22 protein-coding genes and 1 pseudogene are annotated in these 25,532 nt (G+C 40.8%); 17 read left to right on the forward strand and 6 right to left on the reverse strand.

Annotation, left to right across the window (positions count from 1 at the left end; all coding sequences use genetic code 11):
• Window positions 1-19 precede the first annotated feature (19 nt).
• From A5868_RS04900 to A5868_RS04910, 4 genes and pseudogenes are all read left to right on the forward strand, one after another.
• Complete coding sequence (locus A5868_RS04900) at window positions 20-1,198, forward strand: class C sortase (protein ID WP_086305626.1); 1,179 nt, start codon at window positions 20-22, stop codon at window positions 1,196-1,198.
• Window position 1,199: 1 nt separating this feature from the next.
• Window positions 1,200-1,496 carry a hypothetical protein gene (locus A5868_RS19305; protein ID WP_254908371.1) on the forward strand — a complete coding sequence of 99 codons (297 nt, stop codon included), beginning with the start codon at window positions 1,200-1,202 and terminating at the stop codon, window positions 1,494-1,496.
• 62 nt (window positions 1,497-1,558) lie between these two features.
• Window positions 1,559-2,377, forward strand: coding sequence for a class C sortase (locus A5868_RS04905; RefSeq protein ID WP_254908372.1), 819 nt, complete (start codon window positions 1,559-1,561; stop codon window positions 2,375-2,377).
• Between the two features lie 143 nt (window positions 2,378-2,520).
• A pseudogene (locus A5868_RS04910) lies at window positions 2,521-4,062 on the forward strand (IS1182 family transposase); the annotation flags it as partial.
• A gap of 114 nt (window positions 4,063-4,176) precedes the next feature.
• Here the strand turns inward: A5868_RS04910 and A5868_RS04915 are convergent.
• Window positions 4,177-4,827 carry a DsbA family protein gene (locus A5868_RS04915; protein WP_010781375.1) on the reverse strand — a complete coding sequence of 217 codons (651 nt, stop codon included), beginning with the start codon at window positions 4,825-4,827 and terminating at the stop codon, window positions 4,177-4,179.
• Window positions 4,824-5,432, reverse strand: a complete 609-nt coding sequence (locus A5868_RS04920; RefSeq protein WP_086305628.1) for a CYTH domain-containing protein — start codon at window positions 5,430-5,432, stop codon at window positions 4,824-4,826. Before A5868_RS04920 ends, A5868_RS04915 begins: the two co-directional genes overlap by 4 nt.
• Window positions 5,433-5,637: 205 nt before the next feature.
• Between A5868_RS04920 and A5868_RS04925 the strand changes: the two genes are divergently transcribed.
• From A5868_RS04925 to A5868_RS04945, 5 genes are all read left to right on the forward strand, one after another.
• Complete coding sequence (locus tag A5868_RS04925; protein WP_010781373.1) at window positions 5,638-6,303, forward strand: GTP pyrophosphokinase; 666 nt, start codon at window positions 5,638-5,640, stop codon at window positions 6,301-6,303.
• Window positions 6,275-7,078 carry an NAD kinase gene (locus A5868_RS04930; RefSeq protein WP_086305629.1) on the forward strand — a complete coding sequence of 268 codons (804 nt, stop codon included), beginning with the start codon at window positions 6,275-6,277 and terminating at the stop codon, window positions 7,076-7,078. The genes A5868_RS04925 and A5868_RS04930 overlap by 29 nt, the downstream gene beginning before the upstream one ends.
• A 4-nt stretch (window positions 7,079-7,082) precedes the next feature.
• On the forward strand, window positions 7,083-7,976 hold the full coding sequence (locus A5868_RS04935; protein WP_086305630.1) for an RluA family pseudouridine synthase: 894 nt from the start codon (window positions 7,083-7,085) through the stop codon (window positions 7,974-7,976).
• Between the two features lie 126 nt (window positions 7,977-8,102).
• Window positions 8,103-9,473 (forward strand): magnesium transporter, encoded by a 1,371-nt coding sequence (gene mgtE / locus A5868_RS04940; RefSeq protein WP_010781370.1) that lies wholly within the window; start codon window positions 8,103-8,105, stop codon window positions 9,471-9,473.
• Between the two features lie 39 nt (window positions 9,474-9,512).
• Window positions 9,513-9,953, forward strand: coding sequence for an NUDIX hydrolase (locus tag A5868_RS04945; protein ID WP_010781369.1), 441 nt, complete (start codon window positions 9,513-9,515; stop codon window positions 9,951-9,953).
• Between the two features lie 19 nt (window positions 9,954-9,972).
• Here A5868_RS04945 and A5868_RS04950 read toward each other — a convergent pair whose 3' ends face one another.
• Complete coding sequence (locus A5868_RS04950) at window positions 9,973-10,773, reverse strand: MurR/RpiR family transcriptional regulator (RefSeq protein WP_010781368.1); 801 nt, start codon at window positions 10,771-10,773, stop codon at window positions 9,973-9,975.
• A 177-nt stretch (window positions 10,774-10,950) separates the two neighbouring features.
• Between A5868_RS04950 and A5868_RS04955 the strand changes: the two genes are divergently transcribed.
• A complete protein-coding gene (locus A5868_RS04955; RefSeq protein WP_086305631.1) occupies window positions 10,951-12,399 on the forward strand; it encodes a glycoside hydrolase family 1 protein in 1,449 nt (482 codons plus the stop codon).
• A 52-nt stretch (window positions 12,400-12,451) separates the two neighbouring features.
• Here A5868_RS04955 and A5868_RS04960 read toward each other — a convergent pair whose 3' ends face one another.
• Entirely contained in the window at window positions 12,452-13,087 is a 636-nt protein-coding gene (locus tag A5868_RS04960; protein WP_086305770.1) for a copper homeostasis protein CutC, read from the reverse strand.
• 206 nt (window positions 13,088-13,293) lie between these two features.
• Between A5868_RS04960 and A5868_RS04965 the strand changes: the two genes are divergently transcribed.
• From A5868_RS04965 to recD2, 4 genes are all read left to right on the forward strand, one after another.
• Entirely contained in the window at window positions 13,294-14,121 is an 828-nt protein-coding gene (locus A5868_RS04965) for a methyltransferase domain-containing protein (RefSeq protein WP_086305632.1), read from the forward strand.
• Between the two features lie 431 nt (window positions 14,122-14,552).
• The gene (gene trmL, locus A5868_RS04970; protein ID WP_086305633.1) at window positions 14,553-15,059 is read left to right on the forward strand and encodes a tRNA (uridine(34)/cytosine(34)/5-carboxymethylaminomethyluridine(34)-2'-O)-methyltransferase TrmL; all 507 of its coding nucleotides are present in this window, start codon (window positions 14,553-14,555) and stop codon (window positions 15,057-15,059) included.
• Window positions 15,060-15,086: 27 nt separating this feature from the next.
• Window positions 15,087-15,743, forward strand: coding sequence for a histidine phosphatase family protein (locus A5868_RS04975; protein ID WP_086305634.1), 657 nt, complete (start codon window positions 15,087-15,089; stop codon window positions 15,741-15,743).
• Between the two features lie 251 nt (window positions 15,744-15,994).
• A complete protein-coding gene (gene recD2, locus A5868_RS04980; RefSeq protein WP_086305635.1) occupies window positions 15,995-18,397 on the forward strand; it encodes an SF1B family DNA helicase RecD2 in 2,403 nt (800 codons plus the stop codon).
• Window positions 18,398-18,428: 31 nt separating this feature from the next.
• On the opposite strand, the gene A5868_RS04985 is transcribed toward recD2, so the two are convergent.
• Window positions 18,429-19,418 carry a diacylglycerol/lipid kinase family protein gene (locus tag A5868_RS04985; protein ID WP_086305636.1) on the reverse strand — a complete coding sequence of 330 codons (990 nt, stop codon included), beginning with the start codon at window positions 19,416-19,418 and terminating at the stop codon, window positions 18,429-18,431.
• A gap of 265 nt (window positions 19,419-19,683) precedes the next feature.
• On the opposite strand from A5868_RS04985, the gene A5868_RS04990 reads away from it, so the two are divergent.
• The 3 genes from A5868_RS04990 to A5868_RS05000 all read left to right on the forward strand — a co-directional run bounded on the left by A5868_RS04990 (window position 19,684) and on the right by A5868_RS05000 (window position 24,405).
• A complete protein-coding gene (locus A5868_RS04990) occupies window positions 19,684-19,980 on the forward strand; it encodes a hypothetical protein (protein WP_086305637.1) in 297 nt (98 codons plus the stop codon).
• A gap of 314 nt (window positions 19,981-20,294) precedes the next feature.
• Window positions 20,295-23,705 (forward strand): MucBP domain-containing protein, encoded by a 3,411-nt coding sequence (locus A5868_RS04995; protein WP_254911051.1) that lies wholly within the window; start codon window positions 20,295-20,297, stop codon window positions 23,703-23,705.
• A 199-nt stretch (window positions 23,706-23,904) separates the two neighbouring features.
• Window positions 23,905-24,405, forward strand: coding sequence for a QueT transporter family protein (locus A5868_RS05000; RefSeq protein ID WP_086305639.1), 501 nt, complete (start codon window positions 23,905-23,907; stop codon window positions 24,403-24,405).
• A 38-nt stretch (window positions 24,406-24,443) separates the two neighbouring features.
• Here A5868_RS05000 and cbpA read toward each other — a convergent pair whose 3' ends face one another.
• Window positions 24,444-25,085 carry a cyclic di-AMP binding protein CbpA gene (gene cbpA, locus A5868_RS05005; protein WP_010781358.1) on the reverse strand — a complete coding sequence of 214 codons (642 nt, stop codon included), beginning with the start codon at window positions 25,083-25,085 and terminating at the stop codon, window positions 24,444-24,446.
• Window positions 25,086-25,532: the final 447 nt, after the last annotated feature.

The following is a 25,532-nucleotide window of genomic DNA, read 5'->3' on the forward strand; positions in this document are numbered from 1 at the left end:
GTATAGGGGGTGGGTAAAGATGAGCAAACCAAATAAAAGAGACAAAATCGATTTGTTTTTGAAGCTATCGATTGCCGTCATGTTTATTGCGGGTTTTCTGATTTTTATGTACCCATTCGTCGTTGATTCTATCAACAACTATGTAGATCAGCAGCGTTTGGAAGCCGTGCAGGAAAAGATGGAGTCGCGTTCTGAGTCGGATAAGAAAAAGCGTCTTGAAAGACTTGAAAAAGAAAATAAGAAGTTAAAAACCATTATTCCTGGTGCGGGCAGCTTTGATGATCCATTTGAGTCTTCGTTGCGAGGAACGAAAAGTCCCAAAAAGGAATACTATGAAAAGCATATGATCGGCGCGGTATTTATTCCGAAAATACAAGTTAGTTTGCCTGTATACGATGAAACCAATGATTTCCTATTGGATAAGGGCGCAACTGTTTTACAAGGAACGTCTTTTCCTGTTGGTGGGAAAGGAACACATTCAGTGATAACGGGTCATACAGGCTTGCCAGAGAAAAAGCTTTTTACCGACCTGGAGCTGTTGAAAAAGAAAGACCGTTTTTTCTTACATATTGAAGGAAAGAAACTCGCTTATCAGGTTGATCGCATCAAGAAAGTAAAACCTGATAATTATGCGGCACTTAAAATAGAGCTGGATCGAGATTTAGTGACGTTGTTGACCTGTACACCTTATGGGGTAAATAGCCATCGATTGCTCGTTACAGGCCATCGAGTAGCCTACCCAGTAGAGGCTGCAAAAAAAATCAAAGAGACTGAATCCTACCACCGGCAACGAGTCTATTATCTTGTAGCAGGATGCTTGTTCTTTGCAGCGCTTTTTGGCTATTTTGTCTGGCGCAAGATCATCCTTTATCAATCGAAGAAGCGCGAGTATACCTTTGTCTTTTATCTCTATAAAAATGGCGAACCTTTACCGGGAGTTCGAGCGTTACTGACGCAAAAACGAGACGTTGTTCGGATAGATGGCCGCCTTGTCCACACAGTCAGTGATGCCTATGGGAAGGTTGAATTCAAGCAAATCCCTGGTGGTGTTTACCGAGCAGAGACCGAGAATGGGTTAAGTGTGAAAGGGAAAGTATGGCGATTGAAGGACAAGAAATTCAAAATTCTCAAGCATCGCGGATACAAGAATATCAAACAGAAAATCAGACATTTTATTATTGAAAGCAAGGTGAACTAGCGTGAAAGGCGCACCTAAAAAAAAGAGTCCGAAGAGACAAATGGTCAGCAAGATTTTTATGATACTGATTTTCTTAGTCGGGTTGTTAGTAATGACGTACCCTTTTTATATCAATGCGGTGAATGATTTTATCGATCAAAAGCGGATGGAAGAAGTTCAACGAAAAAATCGAGAACAAAACATAGAACAAGTACGTAAAGCGAAAGAACGAATGAAGCAACGCAATGAAGAGCTGAAAAAAATGGACTGGTCCCTAAAGCACCGCCTTTTACAAACAGCAATGAACGGAAAATCGTAGGGGATGCTTACATTCGCAAACACCTAATTGGTGCGATCAGTATTCCGGCGATCGAGATCACGTTGCCGCTATTTGACACAACAAATGAGAAGCTGCTGCAAGAGGGAGCCACTGTTTTGCAGGGAACCTCCTATCCAACAGGAGGGGCAGACACTCATTCCGTCATTTCTGCTCATAGCGGATTGCCAGAAAAAAAACTATTTACCGATTTGGAAGATGTGAAAATTGGAGAAGTCTTTGTCATTGACCTTTTTGATGATAAATTAGCTTATGAAGTAGAAAAAATAGATATCGTCGAACCTTCAGACACCTCCGTAATTACGATTGAACCTGGACGTGACATCGCTACATTGCTTACCTGTACACCGTACATGATCAACAGTCACCGACTTTTAGTTACGGGACATCGCGTCCCCTATACAAAGAAAATGGCGCAAGCAATAAAAAAGGCTGACGACACACGAAAATTAAAAGAATTGTTGGTATTGATTGGCGTTGCATTGACCGTTTTACTTTTACTTTTTGGAATATACCGTGCGGTCCATAGTTATCTTTTGCGGAGCAGGCGTTTCAATTTGACTATTCTTCGAATGGATCAAGAAGGAAATCCTTTAACTGGAAAAGAATTCGCTTTATATACAAAGAACGGAAAGCAGTCGATTCAACGAGAGGGCCTTCCATTCATGGCGACAACAAATGAGGAAGGGCGCGCCCGATTTGAAAATATTCCGGGTGGTGTGTATGTTGTCAAAGAGAGTGACACGGTCGGATTCAAGGCTGGAATCAAGAATTTAAGACAAGATCGTATTACTCTTTATCTAAATAAGCAGCAAAAGAAGTATATTTTCACAAAAGACAATGCGGTGTATCTAAAAAAATAAAGAGGCTGTGACATAAGTCTCTAAGTAAAAAGCCAGTGAAATGACGAGAATTCGTTCATTTCACTGGCTTTTTTGGGTAAACTAAAAGAGTACGAGATGACGCTCGTACTCTAAATCATTCAACCCCCGAAAGGATCAAAATCATGCATACAAATTATAACATGAATCAACTCACTTTAGATATCACAACTTCTTACATTCCAAAAGAAGATAGCACGGCTTGGTTTATCAATGAACTTGTCGAATCCCTTGAAATCAAAGAGCCTTATCTTTTTGGTCGACCGCGGAATTATGATTTAAGCGCGATGTTAAAACTAGTTCTTTTCGCTTATACGCGGAGTGTATTTAGCAGTCGGAAAATTGAGCAATTAGCTGAAGAGAGCCTACCGGCTCGATGGTTGACGCAAGAACAGATCCCGACTTACCGAACCATTGCCCGTTTCCGCGTATCTAATGAATTAGAAGCATTGATCGAAAAGGGGCTTGATTCATTAATTCATTATCTTAGGGAGCAACAATTGATTACTCATTCAATTTTTATCGATGGGACGAAGCTTCTCGCGGATGCCAATAAATATAGTTTCGTCTGGAAAAAGAGCACAATCAAATATGACAAAATGAACCGTGAACAGCTCGTCTCTTTGATGTCTGAACTCAAAGAGGCGCATTTAGCGAGTCATGTTCCTGAAGGAACCTCACTCACATTAGATATGTTGGATGAAGTACTTACAAGGTTGGAATTACGGTTAGAAGAATTGGAACAAGAAGTACTTGAAACCAGAAAGGTTTCACCAAATCCAGCCAAACAACAACGCCGTAAATTAAAAGCACAAAAACGAAAACTAAGCGAACGTCGGGATAAAATGGCGGAGTATCAACAGCGCTTAGCTATTTGTGGTGCCCGTAATAGTTATTCAAAAACAGATACAGCCACCTTTATGCGTGTCAAAGAAGATCCTATGCGTAATGGGCGATTAAAGCCTTCGTTCAACCTTCAAGTAGCCACTAGTAACCAGTTCATTTTAGATTATGATGTCTATCAAAATCCAACGGATACGAAAACCCTCCCAGCATTTATAGAAAAAATGAACGGGGCGGGTCGACTTCCTAAGTATATTGTGGCGGATGCCGGATATGGCTCAGAACAAAATTATCGGTATCTTGAGGATGAACTACCGAATCATATCGCATTGATTCCTTACTCTACGATGTTGAAAGAGCAAAGTAAGAAATGGCAGTCGGACGAACGAAAAGTCATGAATTGGACGTATAACGAACAAGAGGATTATTACATTGATCCCAAAGGAGTTCGTTTCAATTTCAATACATATAGAACAGATACGGATAAAGTCGATGGGTTTGTTCGAGACTTCAAAGAGTACAAAGCAGAAAAATATACGGAAAATAAAGAAGTGATTCAAGAAGCGTTGACCCAAGGGGGCAATACACGCATCATTAAGGTCAATCCTTCGTTAGAATACTTTAAAGCAAAACAACGCACCTTGCTTTCAGAACCTGAAAATGGAAAAATCTACGCACAAAGAAAAATTGACGTAGAACCAGTCTTTGGGTGGATGAAGGCTTGTTTGCATTTCACTCGATACCATGTTCGAGGCCTAGAAAAGGTGAAAAAGGAAACGGGTATCCTTATCATGGCATTAAATATGAGAAAGTTAGCCGCAATGAAACGGCTTGGCACCTTGAGTACATAAAAATTGGCTTCCAGAAATCATTAAATGATTTCTGGAAGCCAATTTTTGTTCGATTAAGGATTACGACTTATGTCACAGCCTCTTTTATTAAATCAACGATAAATGATGGTCAATATCTGGAGAGTGTCTCATGGGTGCATGTTTACTCTCGATTTCTAAGAAAGCAAGTAGCGCTTCCTTCGTGTTATATGTATCTAAAATATGGTGGATCGCGTCACAACCTTCAATGCGAATCCCGGCATCACAGTTACTTCCGTAATTGTAGATAACCGCAGAAGGGTGAGAGGTGATTTCCATTTCATGGGCGATTTGCTGATCTGTCAGGAAAGATTCCTGCACAAAAGCAGAGTGCCGATCCTCTAAAAACATTTCTAAGTCTCCGCCCACTTTCGTGAACAATTGAATGGCTAATTTTTTCGAGTAGGGTTGTTTCTGTTCACCGACTGCCTTTTGCAGTTCAATCAAAAAGTCCCGCCCGCGTTTTTTTCCTTGAAGATGCGCTGCTTTGACATCTAAAGCAGCAGAATGTATCTCTTGAGACAATTCTGTTCGTAACTGAATATCTTTTTCAGAGCCGCCGATTCGCTGCATGAATTCTGAAACAGTATTTAGATTCATGATGGGAACCAAACGTAATTGAATTTTCATATCGTATTTGTTGATCAAATCAATAATTCGTTGTTCAATTGACAAACATTTTTTTCCAATTGGATTCACAAACAAATAAATCTCAATCACTGAAGTCCCTCCATCTCTTTATGTTGTTCTTGCAATGCCGTCACTGCTCGAACAATCTTATTTTGTGTGTGGCGATAGGGTAGATCATGACGCTTGAGGAGCTGTTTAAAATCGAGTTCTTCAAAAGTTGAATCAGGTACTTCAAGTTCTAATTCAAAATCATGCTGATCACTGTACCAGCTTTCATCTAAAGCCAGTTTTCCTTCTGGGATCATAAACTCTGCCCTCTTTGTGACTAATTTCCCAATAAGGTGCACGTCTTGTAATCGAATCTTTAAATCCTTTAGCCAATCAGAAGTCTCGTTTGCCTCAGGTGTGAATTGCTCACTTTCCATGGCGTTGTCAACTTCTGATAGCGACAAGGGGTCAGTGACCTCTAATAGCCCGATCGGTTGGGGAACCTTTAATGTCGCTTCTGCACGATCTGAGAAACGCCTGATTCTTAAACCCATACCATGTTGCTTTAATTGGAAATCAACTGTATCGAAATAAAGATTCGTTTGTGTGACAAATTGGTTATCCGTAACACGATAGAAACGTAACAAGTGCTCGTATTCAGTTTTTGTTAACATACTTTTGAATTCGATTTCAATCTCTTTACTCAATCTTATTTTACTCCTGATTTCAGAATATTCCTAATATAAGTCATCCTCACATAGAATAACCTGATTAGTCAAACGATTAGAATCAAATACATGAAAATGTTAGTATTTTGTAATATTTGTCAAAAGACAAAAATGTGGCAATTCTTTCTATTGAAAGTTTATGATAAGATAGGTAAGGAATGGAAAGAGAAGCGGGGGATACACGATGGAGAGAGACTGGGATACATTTCTAGCGCCCTATGAATTGGCAGTTGCTGAACTAAAGATAAAATTACGGGGATTACGTAAACAGTACCGAACGAGCGGGGGGCATGTTCCGATCGAGTTTGTTACTGGACGAGTAAAACCATTAGAAAGTATTATCAACAAAGCAGAGCTTCGGGGAATCCCCATGAATCGTTTAGAAGAAGAGATGTCTGATATGGCAGGGATGCGTATCATGTGTCAGTTTGTTGAAGACATCCCTTTAGTTGTAGAAATATTGCGACGACGCAACGATATGAGGATCATACAGGAGCGAGATTACATCACGAACCGAAAGGCGAGCGGGTACCGTTCCTATCATTTAGTTATCGAATATCCGGTACAGATGTTAGAAGGGGAAAAGAAACTGTTAGCTGAAATTCAAATCCGAACGTTGTCTATGAACTTTTGGGCGACGATCGAACATTCAATGAATTATAAATATAAAGGACAGATTCCTGAGGATATTCAAAAACGCTTATTCCGAGCAGCAGAAGCCGCCTATCAATTGGATGAAGAAATGTCCAGTATTCGCGGAGAGATTCAAGAAGCTCAGCATTTATTCAATCGTAAGGAACAGAAAAAGGAAGTGAGACGACATGAGTCTACGGATCGGAATCATCCATAATCAAGAAGAAAAATCGATTCAAGTATTGCAGCGTTTGCGCAAGTTATTAGCAGAAAAGGAAGATTTAGAAATCGTGGATCGTAATCCCGAGTTGGTGATCACCATTGGTGGAGACGGGACTTTGTTGTCCGCGTTTCATCGATACAACCATCGCCTGGATGAAGTACGCTTTCTTGGCGTACATACTGGACATTTGGGGTTTTATACAGATTGGCGTGACTATGAGCTGACGGAGCTTGTAAACAGCTTGAGCGCCGAACAAGGAAAAAGTGTCAGCTACCCTCTTTTAGACGTTGTGTTAACGACGAACGAAGGGGAGCAAAAACATTTTTTGGCCTTGAATGAGTCCACGATTCGTAAAGGCAGCCGCACGATGGTAGCAGATGTCTATATTAAGGAAGAGTTGTTTGAGCGTTTTCGAGGAGACGGGTTGGCGATCTCTACTCCGACCGGTTCGACTGCTTATAATAAGAGTGTTGGCGGAGCAGTGGTTCATCCTAGCATCAACGCGATGCAATTGGCGGAGATTGCTTCATTGAATAATCGTGTTTTTCGAACGCTCGGTTCGCCTAGTATTATTGGGTCTCACGAGTGGATCGACGTACGGCTAAAGAGCAATGAATACCATTCGATCACGATTGATCAACTGGATATCAACAGAAAAGACATCACATCGATCAAATATAAGATTGCTGAAGAGCGGATTCATTTTGCTTCCTATCGGCATATGCATTTTTGGCATCGCGTGAAAGATGCCTTTATTCGAGAGGATTAATTAAGTGGAATTTAATTGGACTTATCACGAGCAGACTCCTTTGCTTGTAAGAACTTTTTTAAAGCATCAAGGAATATCAAAAAAATTATTGGCAAAAATCAAATTTCAAGGTGGAAAAATTTTAGTGAACAGGGCAGAACAAAACGTCTTGTTTTCTTTAAAAGCCCATGATATTGTAACAGTTGTGATTCCAGATGAAGCGCCTCATGAAACCCTATTGGCGGACGATGTGCCGATTGACATCGTTTTTGAAGATGAGCATTTATTGGTTGTTAACAAGCCAGCAGGGATCGCCTCGATTCCAGCACAGTATCATCCAAGAGGAACAATGGCGAATCGGGTGAAAGCTTATTATGTGGCGCAAGGGTATGCCAATCAGGTCGTTCATGTCGTTACGCGATTAGACAGAGATACATCTGGTTTGATGTTGTTTGCGAAACACGGCTTTGCTCATTCAAAATTGGATCAAAGCTTGCAACAGAAGCAATTTGTTAAAAAATACCAAGCCTTGGTTTCTGGAGAAGTGGCCTCTTTACGTGATCATGGCACCATTTCTTTACCAATCGGCCGTGACTTGTCTTCGTTGCTAAAGCGGCAAGTGATCGAGACAGGACAGAAAGCTGAAACTGAGTATTGGCTAGAAAAACGAAACCAACGGTGTGCTTTAGTAGATATTCAACTGCATACGGGAAGAACACATCAGATTCGAGTTCATTTTTCGGCGATCGACTGCCCGTTGCTAGGAGATGACCTTTACGGAGGAGCTATGGATCAGGGAATTGACCGTCAAGCTCTGCATTGCTATTCACTATCGTTCCCGCATCCCTTCGATGCAAAACGATTGTCCTTTGAATTGCCTTTAGCAGAAGATATGGCCGATATAGCAAAAAAACTATAGTACGATGCGCGATGCCAGGCAAAAGCACTATTAGATTACGAGGTAAGTGGTCAGTATTGCTTTTCATGAGAATACATGATCGAGAACCAAGAAAATGAGTACATAACTACGAGGTAGGTGAGATTGATGGATGAAAACCAAGAAGAGCTAGAGATACATTTCCAACAATTACGGGAGGAACTGAGCCAGAGTGAGCTGCAGGCATTTCGTGATCATTTTTTGGAGATGCATTTTTATGACCAGGGACAATTTTATCAATCTTTGACCGAGAAAGAACGACAACAGGTCTATTCCTACTTATCACCGAAAGAATTGGCGGATATGTTTGACGTCATTGAGGAAGACGACGACCATGTGGATGATTATTTAAATGAAATGCGTCCGCAATATGCTGCGGACATGCTGTCAGAAATGTATACCGATAATGCAGTGGATTTACTGAATGAATTAGATAAGAAGCCAGTCGCGAAATATCTAAGTTTGATGGATTCAGAACACGCTAACGAGATTCGAGAATTGCTTCACTATGAAGATGACACTGCTGGCTCGTTGATGACGACAGAATTCGTTTCGATCGTCGCTAATCAAACGGTTCGTTCTGCGATGTATGTATTAAAGAGAGAAGCGCAAATTGCTGAAACGATTTATTATACATACGTGGTCAATGATGACAATCAACTGGTAGGCGTTATTTCGCTCCGCGATCTGATCGTGAATGACGACGATACGATGATTTCTGATGTAATGAGTGAACGTGTGATTTCCGTGCATGTAGGAGATGATCAGGAGGATGTGGCGCAAACCTTCCGTGATTACGACTTTCTTGCGTTGCCTGTAACAGATTACGAGGATCACTTATTAGGGATCGTAACAGTCGATGATATCATTGACGTAATCGATGATGAAGCAGCGAGTGATTACTCCGGACTTGCGGGGGTCAATGTCGAAGAGGTTGATGAAAATCCAGTTAAGGCGGCTTCGAGACGCTTGCCTTGGTTGATCACACTGTTGTTCCTCGGGATGACGACCGCGACCCTTATCAATCATTACGAAGCGTTGGTCAGTAAAGCAAGTATTTTGGCAGTTTTCATCTCACTGATCACCGGGACTGCTGGAAACGCGGGCACCCAGTCTCTTGCTGTGGCTGTGAGGCGCTTGGCGATCTCGGATGACAAAGAGAAAAATTTCGGCAAGCTCGTGGTTGGTGAAATTCTAACAGGGTTAGTGACGGGGCTTGTCACAGGGGTAACGATCTTTATTATCGTCGGGATATGGAAGCATAATTTTATTCTAGGATTTGTCATCGGAACAGCGATGATGGCAGCTATTACAGTAGCGAATTTGGCTGGCAGCTGGATTCCAATGATCATGGAAAGATTAGGATTTGACCCGGCTGTAGCAAGCGGGCCCTTTATTACAACGCTGAGTGACTTGACGAGTGTTTTGATTTATTTTAATATTGCTAGTCTCTTTATGGAACGATTTATTGGAAGTTAATGATTCAAAAAGACATATGCTGAAAGTAGTGAGAAAATTTTGAAAAAAGCTTATGCCATAATTATTCGCAACGGATTGATTTTACTCGTCCGTCGGCCAGGGATGCCCGTGTGGGATTTGCCTGGAGGGAATCTTTTACCCAATGAAAGTGAACGGGAAGGAATGCAGCGGTTGGTCAAGGAGCTGCTTTCTTTTGACAGTACCATCGAGGATTTGATTGGTATTTATACAAAAGAATATAGTGACGAAATCACCTATGTTTACAAAGTACAAGAGAAAATCTCTCAAAGTAAAATGGACTCACAGGATTACATAGCCTACAATTTTTTTGATCTTCAGAATTTGCCGTTGAACATTTATCCAGAACGTCATCGTCAGATAAAAGATTATAAAGGCGGCAATTATCCGGTACGTCTACGTTTTAAAGTCAATAAATGGGTGTTCAAACTCACCAGTTTTATCAAAGAAAAAAAGAAATGATCCGTCTGTTTTAGACCGATCATTTCTTTTTTTCGTTTAAGGCGGCGTACCGTCGAACAAGGAAATCACCAAAAAATTCCAACGGATAATTGCCGATCTGTACATAATTTGTGTTGGTCACGTTGATCACTTCGTCAAAAAGATTGGTGATTAAATTTTGCGTGTGTTGTGTTATCAAAACGGAATAAGCCGGCCCTTTGCTAATTTGTGTAATCCACTCAACATGAGACGTTAGAATGGTTCCGTAAGAAGAAAGGACAAGAATAACGGTCTGTTCATCTGCCTCACGAATGGCTTTTTCCTGCAGGTCTGTCGTTTCAGGAACATGCGTCAATTTGTTAGAAGCGATAAAGCCGGTCTGCATCGTTCGTGCAAGTTCTAAAGTGGTCGTGTAGCCAATCAGAACGACTTTCTTTGCTTGCTGAATTTTCTCAAGTAGCTGATCGACAGAGGGATAGTCGATTTTTCCAAGCACGTCTTGGAGAGCTTTTGTGATCTCCGCAGCATAATTACCTAAGAACAAGTCTGGCTGCTCCTGCAATTGTTGAAAGTCGGTCTCCCTCATCCGCAAGTAATTGTAGCTTTTCATTTGCTGGTTGGTATTTAATAGCTCGCGCAGATCACCAAATGAAGGGATGTTGAAGGCTTGGCAAAAGCGCGTCAAGGTTGCAGGCGAAACGAAGCAGCGTTCGGCGATTTGCGAGATCGTCAATGTTTGAACCTCTGTTTGATGCGTCAGCAAATAGGTAATAATTTTTGCATAGGTTTTATCTGAATCGTGTCTATTTAAATAATCGAAAAAATCGTAGGTCGTGAACATCATAAGACTCCTTAAGTTAAGTAATCCAGGCGCAGCGAGTCGTCATTTTCATACATATGAAAATGAACGAAGAAAAAGAAAATGGCCGCTTGAAGATGTAATTAAAGCGATACCATTATGTGCTACACTGATGGAGTAATGATAATTATACACTATTCGTTTAGAGAGGATGACACGATGGAAAAATTTCCTAAAAACTTTTTATGGGGTGGAGCGGTCGCTGCCAATCAATGGGAAGGGGCTTTCCTAGAAGATGGAAAAGGCTGGTCTACTGCCGACACCGCAGTTTATACAAAAAATCCTGATAAAGTTAATCTTCCGTTGCTACAACCAATGACGACTGAAAAAGTAAAAGATATTATGGATGATAAAGTCGGTATCTACCCGAAACGGTTTGGGATCGACTCGTATCATCGATACAAAGAAGACATTGCCTTATTCGCGGAAATGGGCTTTAAAACCTTTCGATTGTCCATTTCATGGCCGAGAATCTTTCCAAATGGTGATGAATCACAGCCCAATGAAGCGGGATTGGCTTTCTATGATGCGCTTTTTGATGAGTGTCTGAACTATGGAATTGAACCGTTGGTCACGATATCTCATTATGAATTTCCATTAGGATTGTCCTTCAAACAAAACGGATGGGAGAGCCGTGAGACGATCGCTGCCTTTGTGCGGTATGCCGAGGTCTTATTCAATCGTTATAAGGATAAAGTCAAATACTGGCTGACTTTCAATGAAATCAACATTATTGGAATGACGGGCTACTTAAGCGGCGGCTTATTGGCGGATAAAACGGATAATATGCTCCAAGCCCAATTCCAAGCGGCACATCATCAATTTGTTGCCAGTGCATTGGCTGTTAAGGCCTGTCACGAGATTATTCCAGACGCACAGATCGGGTGTATGCTGGCTAGACAAGAGGCTTATCCTGAAACATCGAATCCCTTAGATGTTATGGAAAGTGTTGAGTCAGACCATATCAATTTGTTTTATTCAGATGTTCAAATTCGAGGGTACTACCCACGATACATGGATAAATTCTTCCGTGATCGTAAAATTGAGATCAAAAAAGAGGCCGAGGATGATGAAATCTTAAAAGAAGGAACGGTGGACTTCATGTCCTTTAGCTATTACATGAGCAGTATCGCATCTCATGAACAGGCTGGGGAGAAAACAGCTGGAAATCTTTTGGGATCGAAAAAGAATCCTTATCTTGCTGCCAGTGACTGGGGCTGGCAGATCGATCCTGTCGGGTTGCGGGTGACATTGCATAAATTGTACGATCGTTATCAAACTCCGTTATTTGTGGTAGAAAATGGTTTGGGTGCGAAGGACGTTGTTACCGAGGATGGTAAGATCCACGATGACTATCGCATCGATTATTTAAGAGATCATATCGCAGAAATGGCTAAAGCAATAGATGAGGGTGTCGAACTCATGGGCTACACACCGTGGGGCTGTATTGATTTGATCAGCGCCAGTACAAGCGAAATGTCCAAACGCTATGGCTTTATCTATGTGGATCAAGACGATGAAGGAAACGGGACGCTGAAACGTTTGAAGAAAGATTCCTTCTATTGGTATCAAGAAGTAATTGCTACAAATGGAGAATCCTTAGAATAAAGAGAAAGACCTGTTGCAGCCACTCAAATGGTTGCAACAGGTCTTATATTGTTTAGAAATCCACGATCTTCGTACCGTGAGCCTCATTCACGCCTAACGCAGCGGTCATTTTATCTACATTGCCTGAGTGAATACCACCGCCGGGCAAAATAATAAGACGTCCTGCAGCGTAATCGACTAATTCTTTCAAATGTGGAAGGTTTTCTTCGATAGACGTTGATAGCGGTCCGCCATGAGTCAAGATGCGGTCAATGCCTAATTGTGCAAACCAATCGATCGTTTTAAATTGTTCTTCCTTCGATAAGGCATCAAAAGCCATATGGAACGTTGTCAGTAATCCTTCGCTATTGCCCAAAAGCATCTCTAAAGCTTCTTCATCAACCTCATTTTTTTCTGTCAAACAACCAAAAACGACACCATCTGTTCCAGCGTTCTTTGCATGAATCAAATCGTTCTCCATGATTTTTAATTCAATATCGTTGTATACGAAATTTCCACCACGGGGGCGGATCATCGTCATAACAGGCACTTGTTTTTCACCTGCGTACAAGAGCGCTTCTTCGATTACCCCCATACTAGGGGTTGTTCCGCCAACAGCTAAATTGTCGCATAGTTCGATACGTCCAGCACCTGCATGGATTGCTTTAGGAATATCAGTATAGTTTTCAGCACAAAATTCTTTAATCAACATCGTATCCTCCTGGTTATCTTTAAATTGAAAAGCGGATGATTCCGACGTATAGTGTAGCACATCTTGACGATAGTAGGAATAGATGAACTATGCTATGATGAGAGAGCGAAAGGGAAACCCTGTGTTCACGTTGTTTGGAAAGATAGCTGAGGGAGTACTCATTGGATTTTCCTTTGAAAAATTAGCAAAAAAGCAGGTGTAAAATGCTTAAAAAAATTGATCGAGGGGCGTTGTTTTTAGAGAAGCAGGCTGAGTTGTTTCGTTGCCCGAAATGCCATCAGGAAATGACTAAACAAGAAAAAGGCTTGCGCTGCGTTAACGGTCATCGCTTTGATCTATCAAAAAAAGGAACGCTTTATTTTTTAGATCATCAAATCAAAACAGAGTATGATCAGGAAATGTTCGCTCCCAGAGGACGAATGATTCGTTCCGGTATGTATCAGCCAGTGATCGAAAAAATCGCGGCATTAATGCAAACCGGCAGCCTTCTTGATGTTGGTTGCGGTGAAGGCAGTTTTTTACAACAAATTAATGAAATAAAGAAAACACCCGTGAGTGTCGGGTTCGATATTGCTAAAGAGGGGATTTATCTTGCAAGTAACCAATCCATTGAAACGTTTTGGTGTGTGGCGGATTTGACCAATTTGCCCTTCGCGAATGATTCGTTCGATACGATCCTGAACATTTTTTCTCCGTCTCAGTATCGAGAGTTCAAACGTGTGATGAAGCCAGGCGGCAGTGTGATCAAAGTGGTTCCGCAATCGGGGTATTTAAAAGAGCTGCGAGCGGTCTATCACCCAGATGGCGAACCTTACTCAAATGAAGCGGTCATTCAACGTTTCACAGAGGAGCTTTCAATTGACTACCGGGAACGTGTGACGTATGAATTTGACATACCTGAAAAAAATCGTCTGGATCTGTTAGAGATGTCGCCATTGGAATGGCAGGTTTCTGATGCAGTAAAAGCTGATTTAGCAAGAGATCCGCTAAAGAGAATAACCGTTGATGTCGAATTATTAAAAGGACATTAGAGAAATCGTTTTCATTCAAATTACTGAAAAGAGAAGGTTGCATTTGTGACTTCGTGATGTTATAGTACAAACAAGTTGTTTTTCATTGGTTTTTATCAGGTTCCTGTTCTGATAAAAGTTAGTGAAAAGTGCTTCACTAACGTAGCGACTCGCCGTGCTAGACACCGAGTTGGTACGTTTTTTTTTTGCGAATTCCCCTTCGCGTCTTTAACGCGAGCAGTGGAATTGTATGCGTACGAAAATCGATTCATTTTTCTGGTCTTTGGGAAAATGATTTCTTTGCTTGTGAGCCAGATACGAATCCAGCTTTTCACAAATTTTCTAATGTATGAGATAGAGGAGTTTGATTTCATACGTTTCTTTTTTAGATGGACTGAACAGCTAATAACTTTTAAGGAAATAAATACTAACTTAGATCGAGGGAAATCACTATGACAAACCATATTGTATTATTTGAACCACAGATTCCCGCAAATACAGGGAACATCGCGCGGACATGCGCAGCAACGAATTCGCCATTGCATTTGATCGAACCTTTGGGCTTTTCTACGGACGATAAGCATTTGAAGCGGGCGGGATTGGATTATTGGAATGATGTGAACATCACTTATCATAAAGATCTTGCGGCCTTTTTAGCTTTCGTAGGGGAACAGCCCTTACATTTGATCACAAAATTTGCCAATTCGACGTATTCAGAAATCGATTATACTGACGATGCGGATCACTTTTTCATGTTTGGAAAAGAGACCACCGGATTGCCGGAGACCTTCATGCGGGACAACGAAGATAAATGCTTGCGTATTCCGATGAATGACGAACATGTTCGTTCGCTGAATCTTTCCAATACTGTCGCTTTAGTAGTCTATGAGGCCTTGCGTCAACAAGATTTTCCTAAGTTGGAATTGACGCATCATTATGAAAACGATAAGTTAGATTAGATACTACGGACATAGAAAGGGATTTTTATGAAACTATATTTTACTCGTCATGGAAAAACACGTTGGAATCAAGAGAAACGATTTCAGGGGATGATGGGGGATTCCCCACTATTACCTGAAAGTTTAGAAGCGATTCAAGCATTAGGAAAAGAATTAAAGGACATTCCTTTTGAAAAAATATATACAAGCACACTAAAGCGTGCGTATTTAACAGCCGAGGGGATCAACAAACAACTGGTGCACCCTGCTGAGATTGTGCGTTCAGATGATTTACGAGAACTTGGCTTAGGCTCATTAGAGGGGCAGTTGATTCCGGTCATTCAAGAGCGTTACCCTAAAGACATGGTCAATTTGCGCCACCATTTAGAAGCTTATGATCCAACGCCATTTAATGGAGAGAAAATTGAGGATATGCTGAAACGAATCAATGATTTAGTGGAAAAAGCAGTGAGTGAAGCAGACGAGGGGCCACTTCTTTTTGTTGGTCATGGTGCTGCATTGACTGCGGCTATCCAAGCGTTGACAGGAAAATCATTAAGTGAACTACGAGAAATGGGCGGCTTGTACAATAATAGTTTGACGATTTTAGAAGCAAAGGACATTAAACCACCCTATCAAATGATTCAGTGGAATAACGTTGATTTCTTGGAGGGTACGGGATCAAAACCCGATTCATTGCTTTAAAAAGAAGAACGCCAATTCAACCAGAACGACTAGTTGAATGATAAGCGGCATTCGAACCAGGGATTTTTTAAGAAAAATCCTTCATTACTACGAATAAGGATGTCAGTTCAACTTTTCGCAGTTTGACAAGAATGATTGCCTTAAAAAAGTTAGGTAGATCTTCGATTGGAGCGTTTAGTTGAATGATAAGCGGCATTCGAACCAGGGATTTTTAAGAAAATCCTTCATTACTACGAATAAGGAGACGCGAAATGTCAGAAGAGCAGCTATATATCGTAGGAACTTTAAAGGCCATCTTTTTTCAAAATCCCAGCAATTTTTACAAAGTTCTGTTGATCAAAGTGAGTGATACGAACAGCGATTATCTCGAACAGGAAATCGTTGTGACAGGCAGCTTTGGGGATATGCAAGAGGACGAAGAGTATCGTTTTTTTGGACATTTTGTTGATCATCCTCGATATGGTAAACAGTTTTTAGTTGAGAGCTATGAGCAAGCACAGCCGACTTCGGCGAACGGGTTGATCAGCTATCTTTCTAGTGATAAATTTCCTGGAATCGGTAAAAAAACTGCGGAAAATATCATTGATGTTTTAGGTGAAGAAGCAATTGATCAAATCATGGAAAATCCTGCTGTGTTGGTAAAAGTTCCCAATTTGAATGCCAAAAAGCAAAAAGTGATCGTAGAGACGATCCGTCAAAATCATGGGATGGAGCAGATTATTGTTGGACTGAGCCGCTATGGATTTGGAAGTCAGTTGTCTTTTGCGATTTTTCAGACGTATCGGAATGAAGCACTAGAAATAATCGCGGAAAATCCGTATCAATTAGTGGAAGATATCGAAGGTATCGGGTTTAAAAAGGCCGATACGCTAGCTGAACAATTAGGGATCGCAGCAGACAGTCCTCAGCGTATTCGGGCAGCCATCTTCCATCAGGTAAACGAGGACGCCAACCAAAGCGGAGATACGTATGTGGAAGCACAGCAGCTATTGACAGAAGTGCTGCAACTTTTGGAGACGACACGCCCTGTGGAAATCGCGCCGAATCAAGTGGCGGATATGATCATACGATTGGTGGAAGAGGAGAAAATCCAACAAGAAGCTACGAGGATTTATGAAAACACCTTGTTTTACAGTGAATGGGGAATCGCTTCTTCTATCGAAAGGCTGTTGGCTCGAAAGAAAGAAATCAAGTATCCTCAAGAAAAAATTGATAAAAAATTGCGGATCATTGAGAAGCAGTTGAGTATTACTTACGGTGATTCTCAGGATCAGGCGATCAAGGAAGCGATCCGCTCGCCGTTATTCATTTTGACGGGGGGGCCCGGAACAGGAAAAACGACTGTGATCAACGGGATCGTTAAATTGTTTGCGGAATTGAATGAGTTATCGTTAGATCCGAAAGATTACACGCAGGCAGTCTTCCCAATCCTCTTGGCAGCGCCAACGGGTCGTGCGGCGAAGCGCATGAATGAGACGACAGGATTGCCAGCAAGTACGATCCATCGTTTGCTGGGGTTGAATGCGAATGACGATACGCCTGATATTGAAGCTAAGGAATTAGATGGCGGCCTTTTGATCGTGGATGAAATGTCTATGGTGGATACGTGGCTCGCGAATACCCTGTTAAAATCAATTCCTGATAATATGCAGGTGATCTTTGTAGGAGATAAGGATCAATTGCCTTCTGTGGGACCTGGTCAGGTTTTTCACGATCTTTTGCAAATCGAAGAGATTCCGAAGATGGAATTAACCGATATTTATCGGCAGGGAGACGGTTCTTCGATCATTCAACTGGCTCATGAGATCAAAGACGGGAAGCTGCCGCAAGATTTTCGGAAAAATCAGCGGGATCGGTCATTCATCGCTTGTCATGCCTTTCAAATGGAGGAAGTCATTAAGCAAGTCGTCGAACGTGCCAAGAAAAAAGGATTTACAGCACAAGATGTACAAGTCTTGGCGCCAATGTATCGAGGGCCAGCCGGTATCGATGCTATCAATAAAATGATGCAGGAGATTTTTAATCCAAATGACGGCCGTAAGAAGGAAGTTCAATGGAACGATATCGTTTATCGCATTGGGGACAAAGTGCTGCAGCTAGTCAATAACCCAGAATTGAACGTTTTTAACGGAGACATGGGGATCATTGTCGGGATCATCCCCGCAAAGGAATCTGAAGACAAAGTTGATGAGCTGGTCATCCAGTTCGACAGTAACGAGGTTAGTTACAAGCGTTCAGAATGGAATAAAATCAAGCTTTCTTATTGTTGTTCGATCCATAAGTCACAGGGGAGCGAATTCAAAATGGTCCTGTTGCCGATGGTCAAACAGTATTCTCGGATGCTTCAGCGAAATCTACTGTACACAGCGGTAACGCGAAGTAAGGATTTGCTGATTTTATTGGGGGAAGAAGATGCTTTCCAAGCATGTGTTACGCGCGAATCTGCGGTACGAAAAACGACGCTGATCGAACGGATCATGAAAGATACGCAAGATAATCCCAAAAAGCCCAAAGCAGAACCCTTCACTAAAGTAAAGAAGAGAGAAGAACCCGTCAAGGCAGGACCGACCGTTTTGACGCCGCAATTGATTTCGTCTCAAGCCATTGATCCGATGATCGGAATGGAAGACGTTACGCCGGCGATGTTTATGTAAGTAAAAAGGACTGAAAAATAAATCCGCGGATTTATTTTTCAGTCCTTTTGTCTACGTACCAGATATATTGTGTCGCGGTGGAGAAGTTCATGTCAAAGGAGCGCTCTCCCATGTTCTCACCATCTGCCTGACCGTATTGCGGAACGACAGAAACGATTCGGATTTTACTGCTGGTAAAATGTCGATAGTGTTTATTTTGCGTATGCTTTTTACGAACAAGTTGAAGCAGAAATCTCAAAATAGCCAACATGTTAGGCTTCTCAACGACGACAAGATCAATTGCTTCTTTCTTAGGGTCTGCCATAGGAGCAATCGCGATACCGCCGCCAAAGTAAGGAATATTGGTCGTCGTACATAAAAAGGTCCGTTCGAAATTCAACGTTTGACCATTTAATTCAACCAGTATCGGAAAGGTCTTTTGTGTGAAAATCGCCTTGACTAAATACAACGCGTAAGAAGCGGAGCCTAAACGATATTTATTCAGTACTTTTTTTGAATTTGAAGCGTTGGTCGTCGCAACGATCAATGCATCTAAACCGATTCCCACGTTATTTAGAATAATTCCTTGTTCTTCACTGATTTTTTCGTCATAGTGAAAGACATTGATAGGCTGCGGTTGTATTGCTGACGTGATTTGCTCAAACGCCTTCTCAGGGTCACGAGAAAGTCCGATCCCCCGAGCGAAATCGTTTCCTGAGCCGGCAGGAATATAGCTTACGGGTAACTGAAGATCCAATACAAAAAACTGATTCACTACTTGATGCAGCGTGCCGTCGCCACCGATGACCACCAATAAATGAAATGAATTATCGACATGATCCTTTTCGCAAAACTCTGACCACGGGCTTAGCAAGTCGGACAAGCGATTGACGATTTCTCTTTCATCGCCGGGCCTTTCCGTATAATAGGGTGTGTATGTATAATCACCATCATCCAGTAAGTGAATGATTTTTTCGGCTGTTTTTGCCGCATTGCCACTTCCGGCTGCGGGGTTGATTAAAATATGATAATGAAAATTCATGACCTCGATCCTTTCAAAAAAAGATTATAACAGAGTAATGAAAGGAACTGTAGAAAAGTGAATTGTTTTTAGAGTAAAAGATTTAGTAGCCTCCATTTTTCCAAAGCAATAGCTGGTGAACCACCTGGAATACTTTTCAGGTAGTTCATATTATAAGCTGACTCTTGAAATCGTTTCGGATAGTCTAACATAATTGAACTTATAGAACTTCAGATGATAGAATTATCCTTTAGGAAACATTTTTATTGGAAAAGGATAATCAGCCATGTTAGGGATCGACGATAAATTAGAACAACTGTATAAACAGGCGCAGCAGGATGGGCAAGCTGTTATCAAAGATCATTGGACGTATGGAAATTATGGGTGTTGTAGCACTCGTACGCCATTGGTGGAAAAATATAGAATTGAGAACACGGATACTCATATTTCACTTTATCTTTGGCGCACTTTAGTGGTGGGAATAGATCTTGAAAGCCAAATAGTCGTTTTGAATGAAAACTACAAACCATCTAATTATGAAAAAAAAATTATCGATTGGTTTGTCCAAAAATCCAAAAAATAATAATAGTTTTTGACTTGCCAAAAAACTCGAAAAAACGAATAGTATTTTAATGGATGAAGTGAAGATATTATTTATCAAGCAGTAAAAACGTTTATCACTAAATGATGTTAAAAAAAATAATGTATGCGCTTTTTTAGTTTGCTTAGGATTTTTTTGATGATATCATTTTAATAAATAGTAATTTGTTTTATGATTAGTAATAGTGGGTTGCGAGTTTAGAATCAGAATGTGTGACGGCTATGGTAATAAAAATAGAAATTAAATTTCATATGGGGTGAAGGATTATGAAAAGAAGAAGGTTGTTGTTATTGGCGATGGTTATTTGTTTAGCGTTTTCCCAATCGTTGGGGACGCTCGCTTACGCTGTTGCGGAGAGAGAATCACAGAGGGTGTCTGATACCAATGCCACATTAGAATCGAGCAGTCCGCCAGCGTATAGTGAGTCACAAATATTACCTGAAAATGATACTACGATAGAGCAAAAGGACTCCTCAGTTTTTTCAAATGATTCTTCTGAAGAAACTGACCAGTCAGAGGACCAAATGGTAAAGGGGAAATTTGGCAGTAGTTCGTGGTATATAACAAGTGATTCTATGTTAGTTATTCAAGCTGGGGAATTATCTGATACTGAGGGGGAATCGCCATGGATAGCATACAAAGATAAAATCCAAAAGATTATGATTGAAGAAGGGGTTACTTTAGGAAAAGAGTCGAGCCATTTATTCCAAGGATTGATCGAGCTTACTGAAATTGATTCGATTGAAAATTTTATAATCAAAGAGTCAACAAGAATGAATCAATTTTTTGAAGGCTGTGAGATGATTAAAAAAGTAGATTTTTCGAATTGGGATACAAAAAACGTAATTGAAAATAATGCTTTTTTAAGTAACTGTGAGAAATTGGAAACAATCGAATTAGGTGCTAATTCAACATTTAGAGCCTATGAAAATGAAGAGCAGCTAGAACAAGACTTAAAAGTACACGATCATTCCTCGTTCGTCTGGAAAGGTAAACTATCGAAAAAAGTTTTTACTAGTATTTCCGAACTGCTGAGTAAAAATGAAGGGACTGCTGATATCTATTCAAAAGAAGCGGCTCCAGAAGCGGCTGAGATTACTGTAAAATATTTGGCTGAGGATGGAAAAGAAATTCATGAGAGTAAGAAAATATCAGGCAAGATCGGAGATAATTACAATCTTGAAAATGAAGAGTATCAATTAAAAATCGATGGTTATATAATTGATGATACTAAATTGCCAGAAGTAAAAGGAACCTTACAAGAAGCGAGTCAGAACATCATTTTTTATTACAAAAAAATTACTACACGTGCTAACCGAACTGTTGAGATACCCAGCGTGCTTTATAAGATCTATGTTCAGTCCATAGGATGGCAGCAGAATTTTGTGAAGAATGGAGAAGAAGTATCAGGGCCTAGTGGTCAAAATAAATATTTTGAAGCAGTCGAGATCAAATTAGAGGACATGGGTGAGAATAGTGGTATTGAGTATCGAACAGCTATGCAAGATGCTGGCTGGGAGAAGCAATTTACTTCTAATGGCAACGTGTCTGGAACGCCAGGTAAAGGGAAAAAGGCAGAAGCGATTCAGATTCGACTTACCGGAGAAATCGCCGTTACTCATGATGTTTTTTATCGAGTAACATCTGAAACTCTCGGAAAGCTTGGCTGGGCTAAAAATGGAGAGAGCGCAGGAACCGAGGGTCTATCTTTTGGGTTACAATCAATAGAAGTTAGAATGGTTAAAAAAGGCAGCGGCGAATTAACAAGTAGTTCTAAGTCTTTCGTTCGAATGCCATCAGTTGCTTATCGCTCACATGTAGAATCAATTGGGTGGCAGAAATATGTGAAGGACGGTCAGCAATCAGGAACTAGTGGACAAAAGAAAAGACTAGAAGGCACCCAGATACGAATAGAAAGCACTAGCCTGGGCGGAGGCATTCAGTATCGAACTCATATTCAAGATAGTGGCTGGGAGTCATCGTTTAAAGCTGATAATGCAGTATCCGGAACAACTGGTAAGAAAAAAAGATTGGAGTCTATTCAGATAAAGCTCACCGGGGAACTTGCCAAGCATTTTGATGTTTATTATCGTGTTCATGCACAAGAGTTTGGCTGGCTTGATTGGGCTAAAAATGGGGAGAGTGCTGGAACAGAGGGACTGGCATATCGCTTGGAATCATTACAAATCAGACTGATTAAAAAAGGCTCAAACGAGTTAGCCAGTAGTTCAAAAGCTTTTATTAAACGACCAGCTTTAACTTATCGCTCACATGTAGAATCGGCAGGCTGGCAGAATTATGTGAAAGATGGTCATAAAACTGGAACTAGCGGCCAAAATAAGAGGCTAGAGGCTATTCAAATCCGAATTGAAAAAAGCGGATTGTCCGGTAGTGTGCAATATCGAACCCAAATTCAAGATATTGGCTGGGAATCTACCTTTAAGTCTAGTAATGGAGTATCTGGGACAACTGGTAAGAAAAAAAGATTAGAAGCCATTCAAATAAGACTTACCGGGGACATTGCCAAGTATTTTGATGTTTATTATCGTGCTCATGCGCAATCGATTGGCTGGTTAAGTTGGGCTAAGAATGGAGAAAGTGCTGGAACAGAAGGAATGGCTTGTCGAATGGAAGCGCTAGAAATCAGGTTGGTGACGAAGGGCTCGAATCAACTAACAAGTAATCTCAAAGCATTTGTCCGAGCCCCAACGGTTTCTTACCGAGCCCATGTGCAGGGAACTGGCTGGAAAAATTATGTGAAAAATGGTCAAACTTCTGGAACTAGCGGCCAAAGTAGAAGGATAGAGGCCATTCAAATCCGAACAGAAAATAGTACTTTGACAGGAGGTATCCAGTATCGGACCCATATCCAAAAAAACGGATGGGAATCTTCGTCCAAATATAATAATGCGGTTTCTGGGACAATCGGTCAGGCTAAGCGGCTTGAGGCCATCCAAATACAGCTTAACGGTGAAATAGCCAAATATTTTGATGTATACTACCGAGTGCATGCACAAGAGTTTGGTTGGCTCGGCTGGGCAAAAAATGGTTTAAACTCTGGAACGGAGGCCTATGGTTATCGCATAGAGGCGATCCAAATAAAATTAGTTGCTAAATGGGGAACACCACCATCACCTACCTCGAATACTTATAGGAAGAAACCATCGAAACCGACTCTTTCAAGTTTTCTTGGAACAACCAAAAGTCGAATATTCAATGAATTGCAAAGTCACGAAAATGACTGGTATTATTTAACAACACCTTTCGTTGGTAGTCTAGGTATAAACGAATCAGTCATGAGTCCTAGAGGTAATCCAACTAGGTATGGGCCTGGAATGAATTGTACAGGTTTTATTGCCACAGTTACTAGACGAGGCGGGGGTAATCTTTCTGCGATTACGCGAATCTCTAATCAATATGGGGGTCCGTGTAATGGTTATAACTGGCGGAATGCTTTAGTACCTAACATACAACATTATAGCTTCAGAACAGTTAATGATTTATTGAGAAGTGGACAAGCGACGAAAGGAGATCTTTTGTATTTTGAGGCAGATTTCTCACGACCTAATCCTGATTGTCATCTCGGATTTTTCTGGGGAAATTATTCTTCTCATGATCGTATTTGGCACTCAACTTTTCCAAATAATAAGTTCTCACATATTTATTCGGCAACACCATATTCGAAAGTATATCTTTTCAAATTATAAAGAATTAATGAGATTTGCAGCCAAATAGATTATTTGGCTGCTTTTTGAATAGCTGTTGGGTTTTGTTAAGTTCAAATGTGAGATATCATACATTTGAACTTGGTTTGACTTATTTGAACAAACAACGTATGCTGAAAAAGGTTTACAGCGGTTCATCAACCATCCCGCTTTAAAAAAACTCGGAGAAAGAAGGAAAATTATGAATATGGTAGAAAGAAAACGAGTCAATGTGGTGGTCACGAACGGGATCATTATGGCGTTGTATTTGGCTCTAACGATTTTGGTTTCACCGGTGGCATCTGGTGCGGTCCAATTTCGTATCTCAGAAAGTTTGAATCATTTAGTCGTATTTAATCGAAAATATTTGTGGGGGATCTTCGGCGGAGTCGTCATTTATAATGCGATTTTTGGCATGGGATGGCTCGATGTGGTTTTCGGCGGCGGACAAACATTGCTGGCGTTAACACTAACAGCGATGTTACAAAATGTCGTAAAAAATACGAAGGTTCGTTTGGCGTTGAATGTCGTGTTCTTTAGCGCAAGTATGTTTTTGATTGCATTGATGTTAAATGTGACACTTAGCTTTCCATTTTGGCCGACTTATGGCTGGCTAGCTTTAAGTGAAGCGATCATCATGGCGATCTCAGCACCGATTATGTACTATTTAGATACGCGTTTGCATTTTGCAAAGCAGCTATAAAAAAAGGCGGCCCTGATTTTCAGGACCGTCGTTTTTTATTATTCTTGCATCGATAATGCTTCTACTTCTTGGATCTCGAAGTGCTTGCGTTCAAGATGATCAATAATTTGATTCAGCTTGTTTTCATCCACGCCTGCTGATAAAGTGAACAGCGTACGTCGTCCTTTGAAATCTTGACCGACATCTAAGGTGATGCAGCTTGCGATCGTAGTGAATTTAGAGATGATTTTTGACATCAACGCCAAGTCTCCGCGTTTACCTGTGGAGACAACCGTCAAAACGTAACTACCTGTTTGGATATTCCATGATTGAGACAGCATATTCAACAGTGTGCTGTGGGTCAAGATGCCATAAAAATGGTGGTCCTCATCTAGGACAGTAATATATGGCAATTCTTTGATCGTGAAAAAAATCTTGAAAAAAGAAGTGTCTAGCGAGATAAATTTTGTTGCATTTTTTAGCAAATAAGTAACAGGAAGAGACATATCGCCACCATTTGCTTTGTGCCGGTAAATATGCATTTTGTAGATATTGCCTCGGAAAATCTGATCACTCTCATCAAGGATCGGAACACAACGAAAGCCAGTGCCTTCTAAAATGTCCAATGCCTCTTGCAAAGTCGTTGATTCATTGATCGTCGTCAAATTCTCTTTGGGATAAACGAGACTTTTTAATAACATCCAATAACCCTCCAATAAAGCTATTCATTCTTTCATCATATTATCATATTCTACCTGATAAAGAAATTTATTTTAGAAACAATTCAGATTCAAGAAGCGACTGCTAAAGAATCATTTATTGTTTGAATGGAAGATTGACAGCCAAAAGGATAGATGATAATGTAACTATGTGACTTTGTGAGTTTACCAGCTGTGCTTTTTTATAGATTAGCAGATTGCGGGACACGAGCTGAACGTCAAACTCAGATTTATCATATTTTAGAATTAGAGGATGCCAGTCCAACTTTTCGTAGGAGGCATCGCGTCATAAGCCGAATCATCAAAAACTAGGTAACTCAATAAGGAACCCCCTTAGTTGGATGGTATACGGCATGACAATCAAACTCATTTTTCATCAGAAAAATGAATACATTAATAGGAATTAGGATGCCAGTCCAACTTTTCGCA

The organism is Enterococcus sp. 12F9_DIV0723, assembly GCF_002174375.1.
GTDB lineage: Bacteria > Bacillota > Bacilli > Lactobacillales > Enterococcaceae > Enterococcus_A > Enterococcus_A gilvus.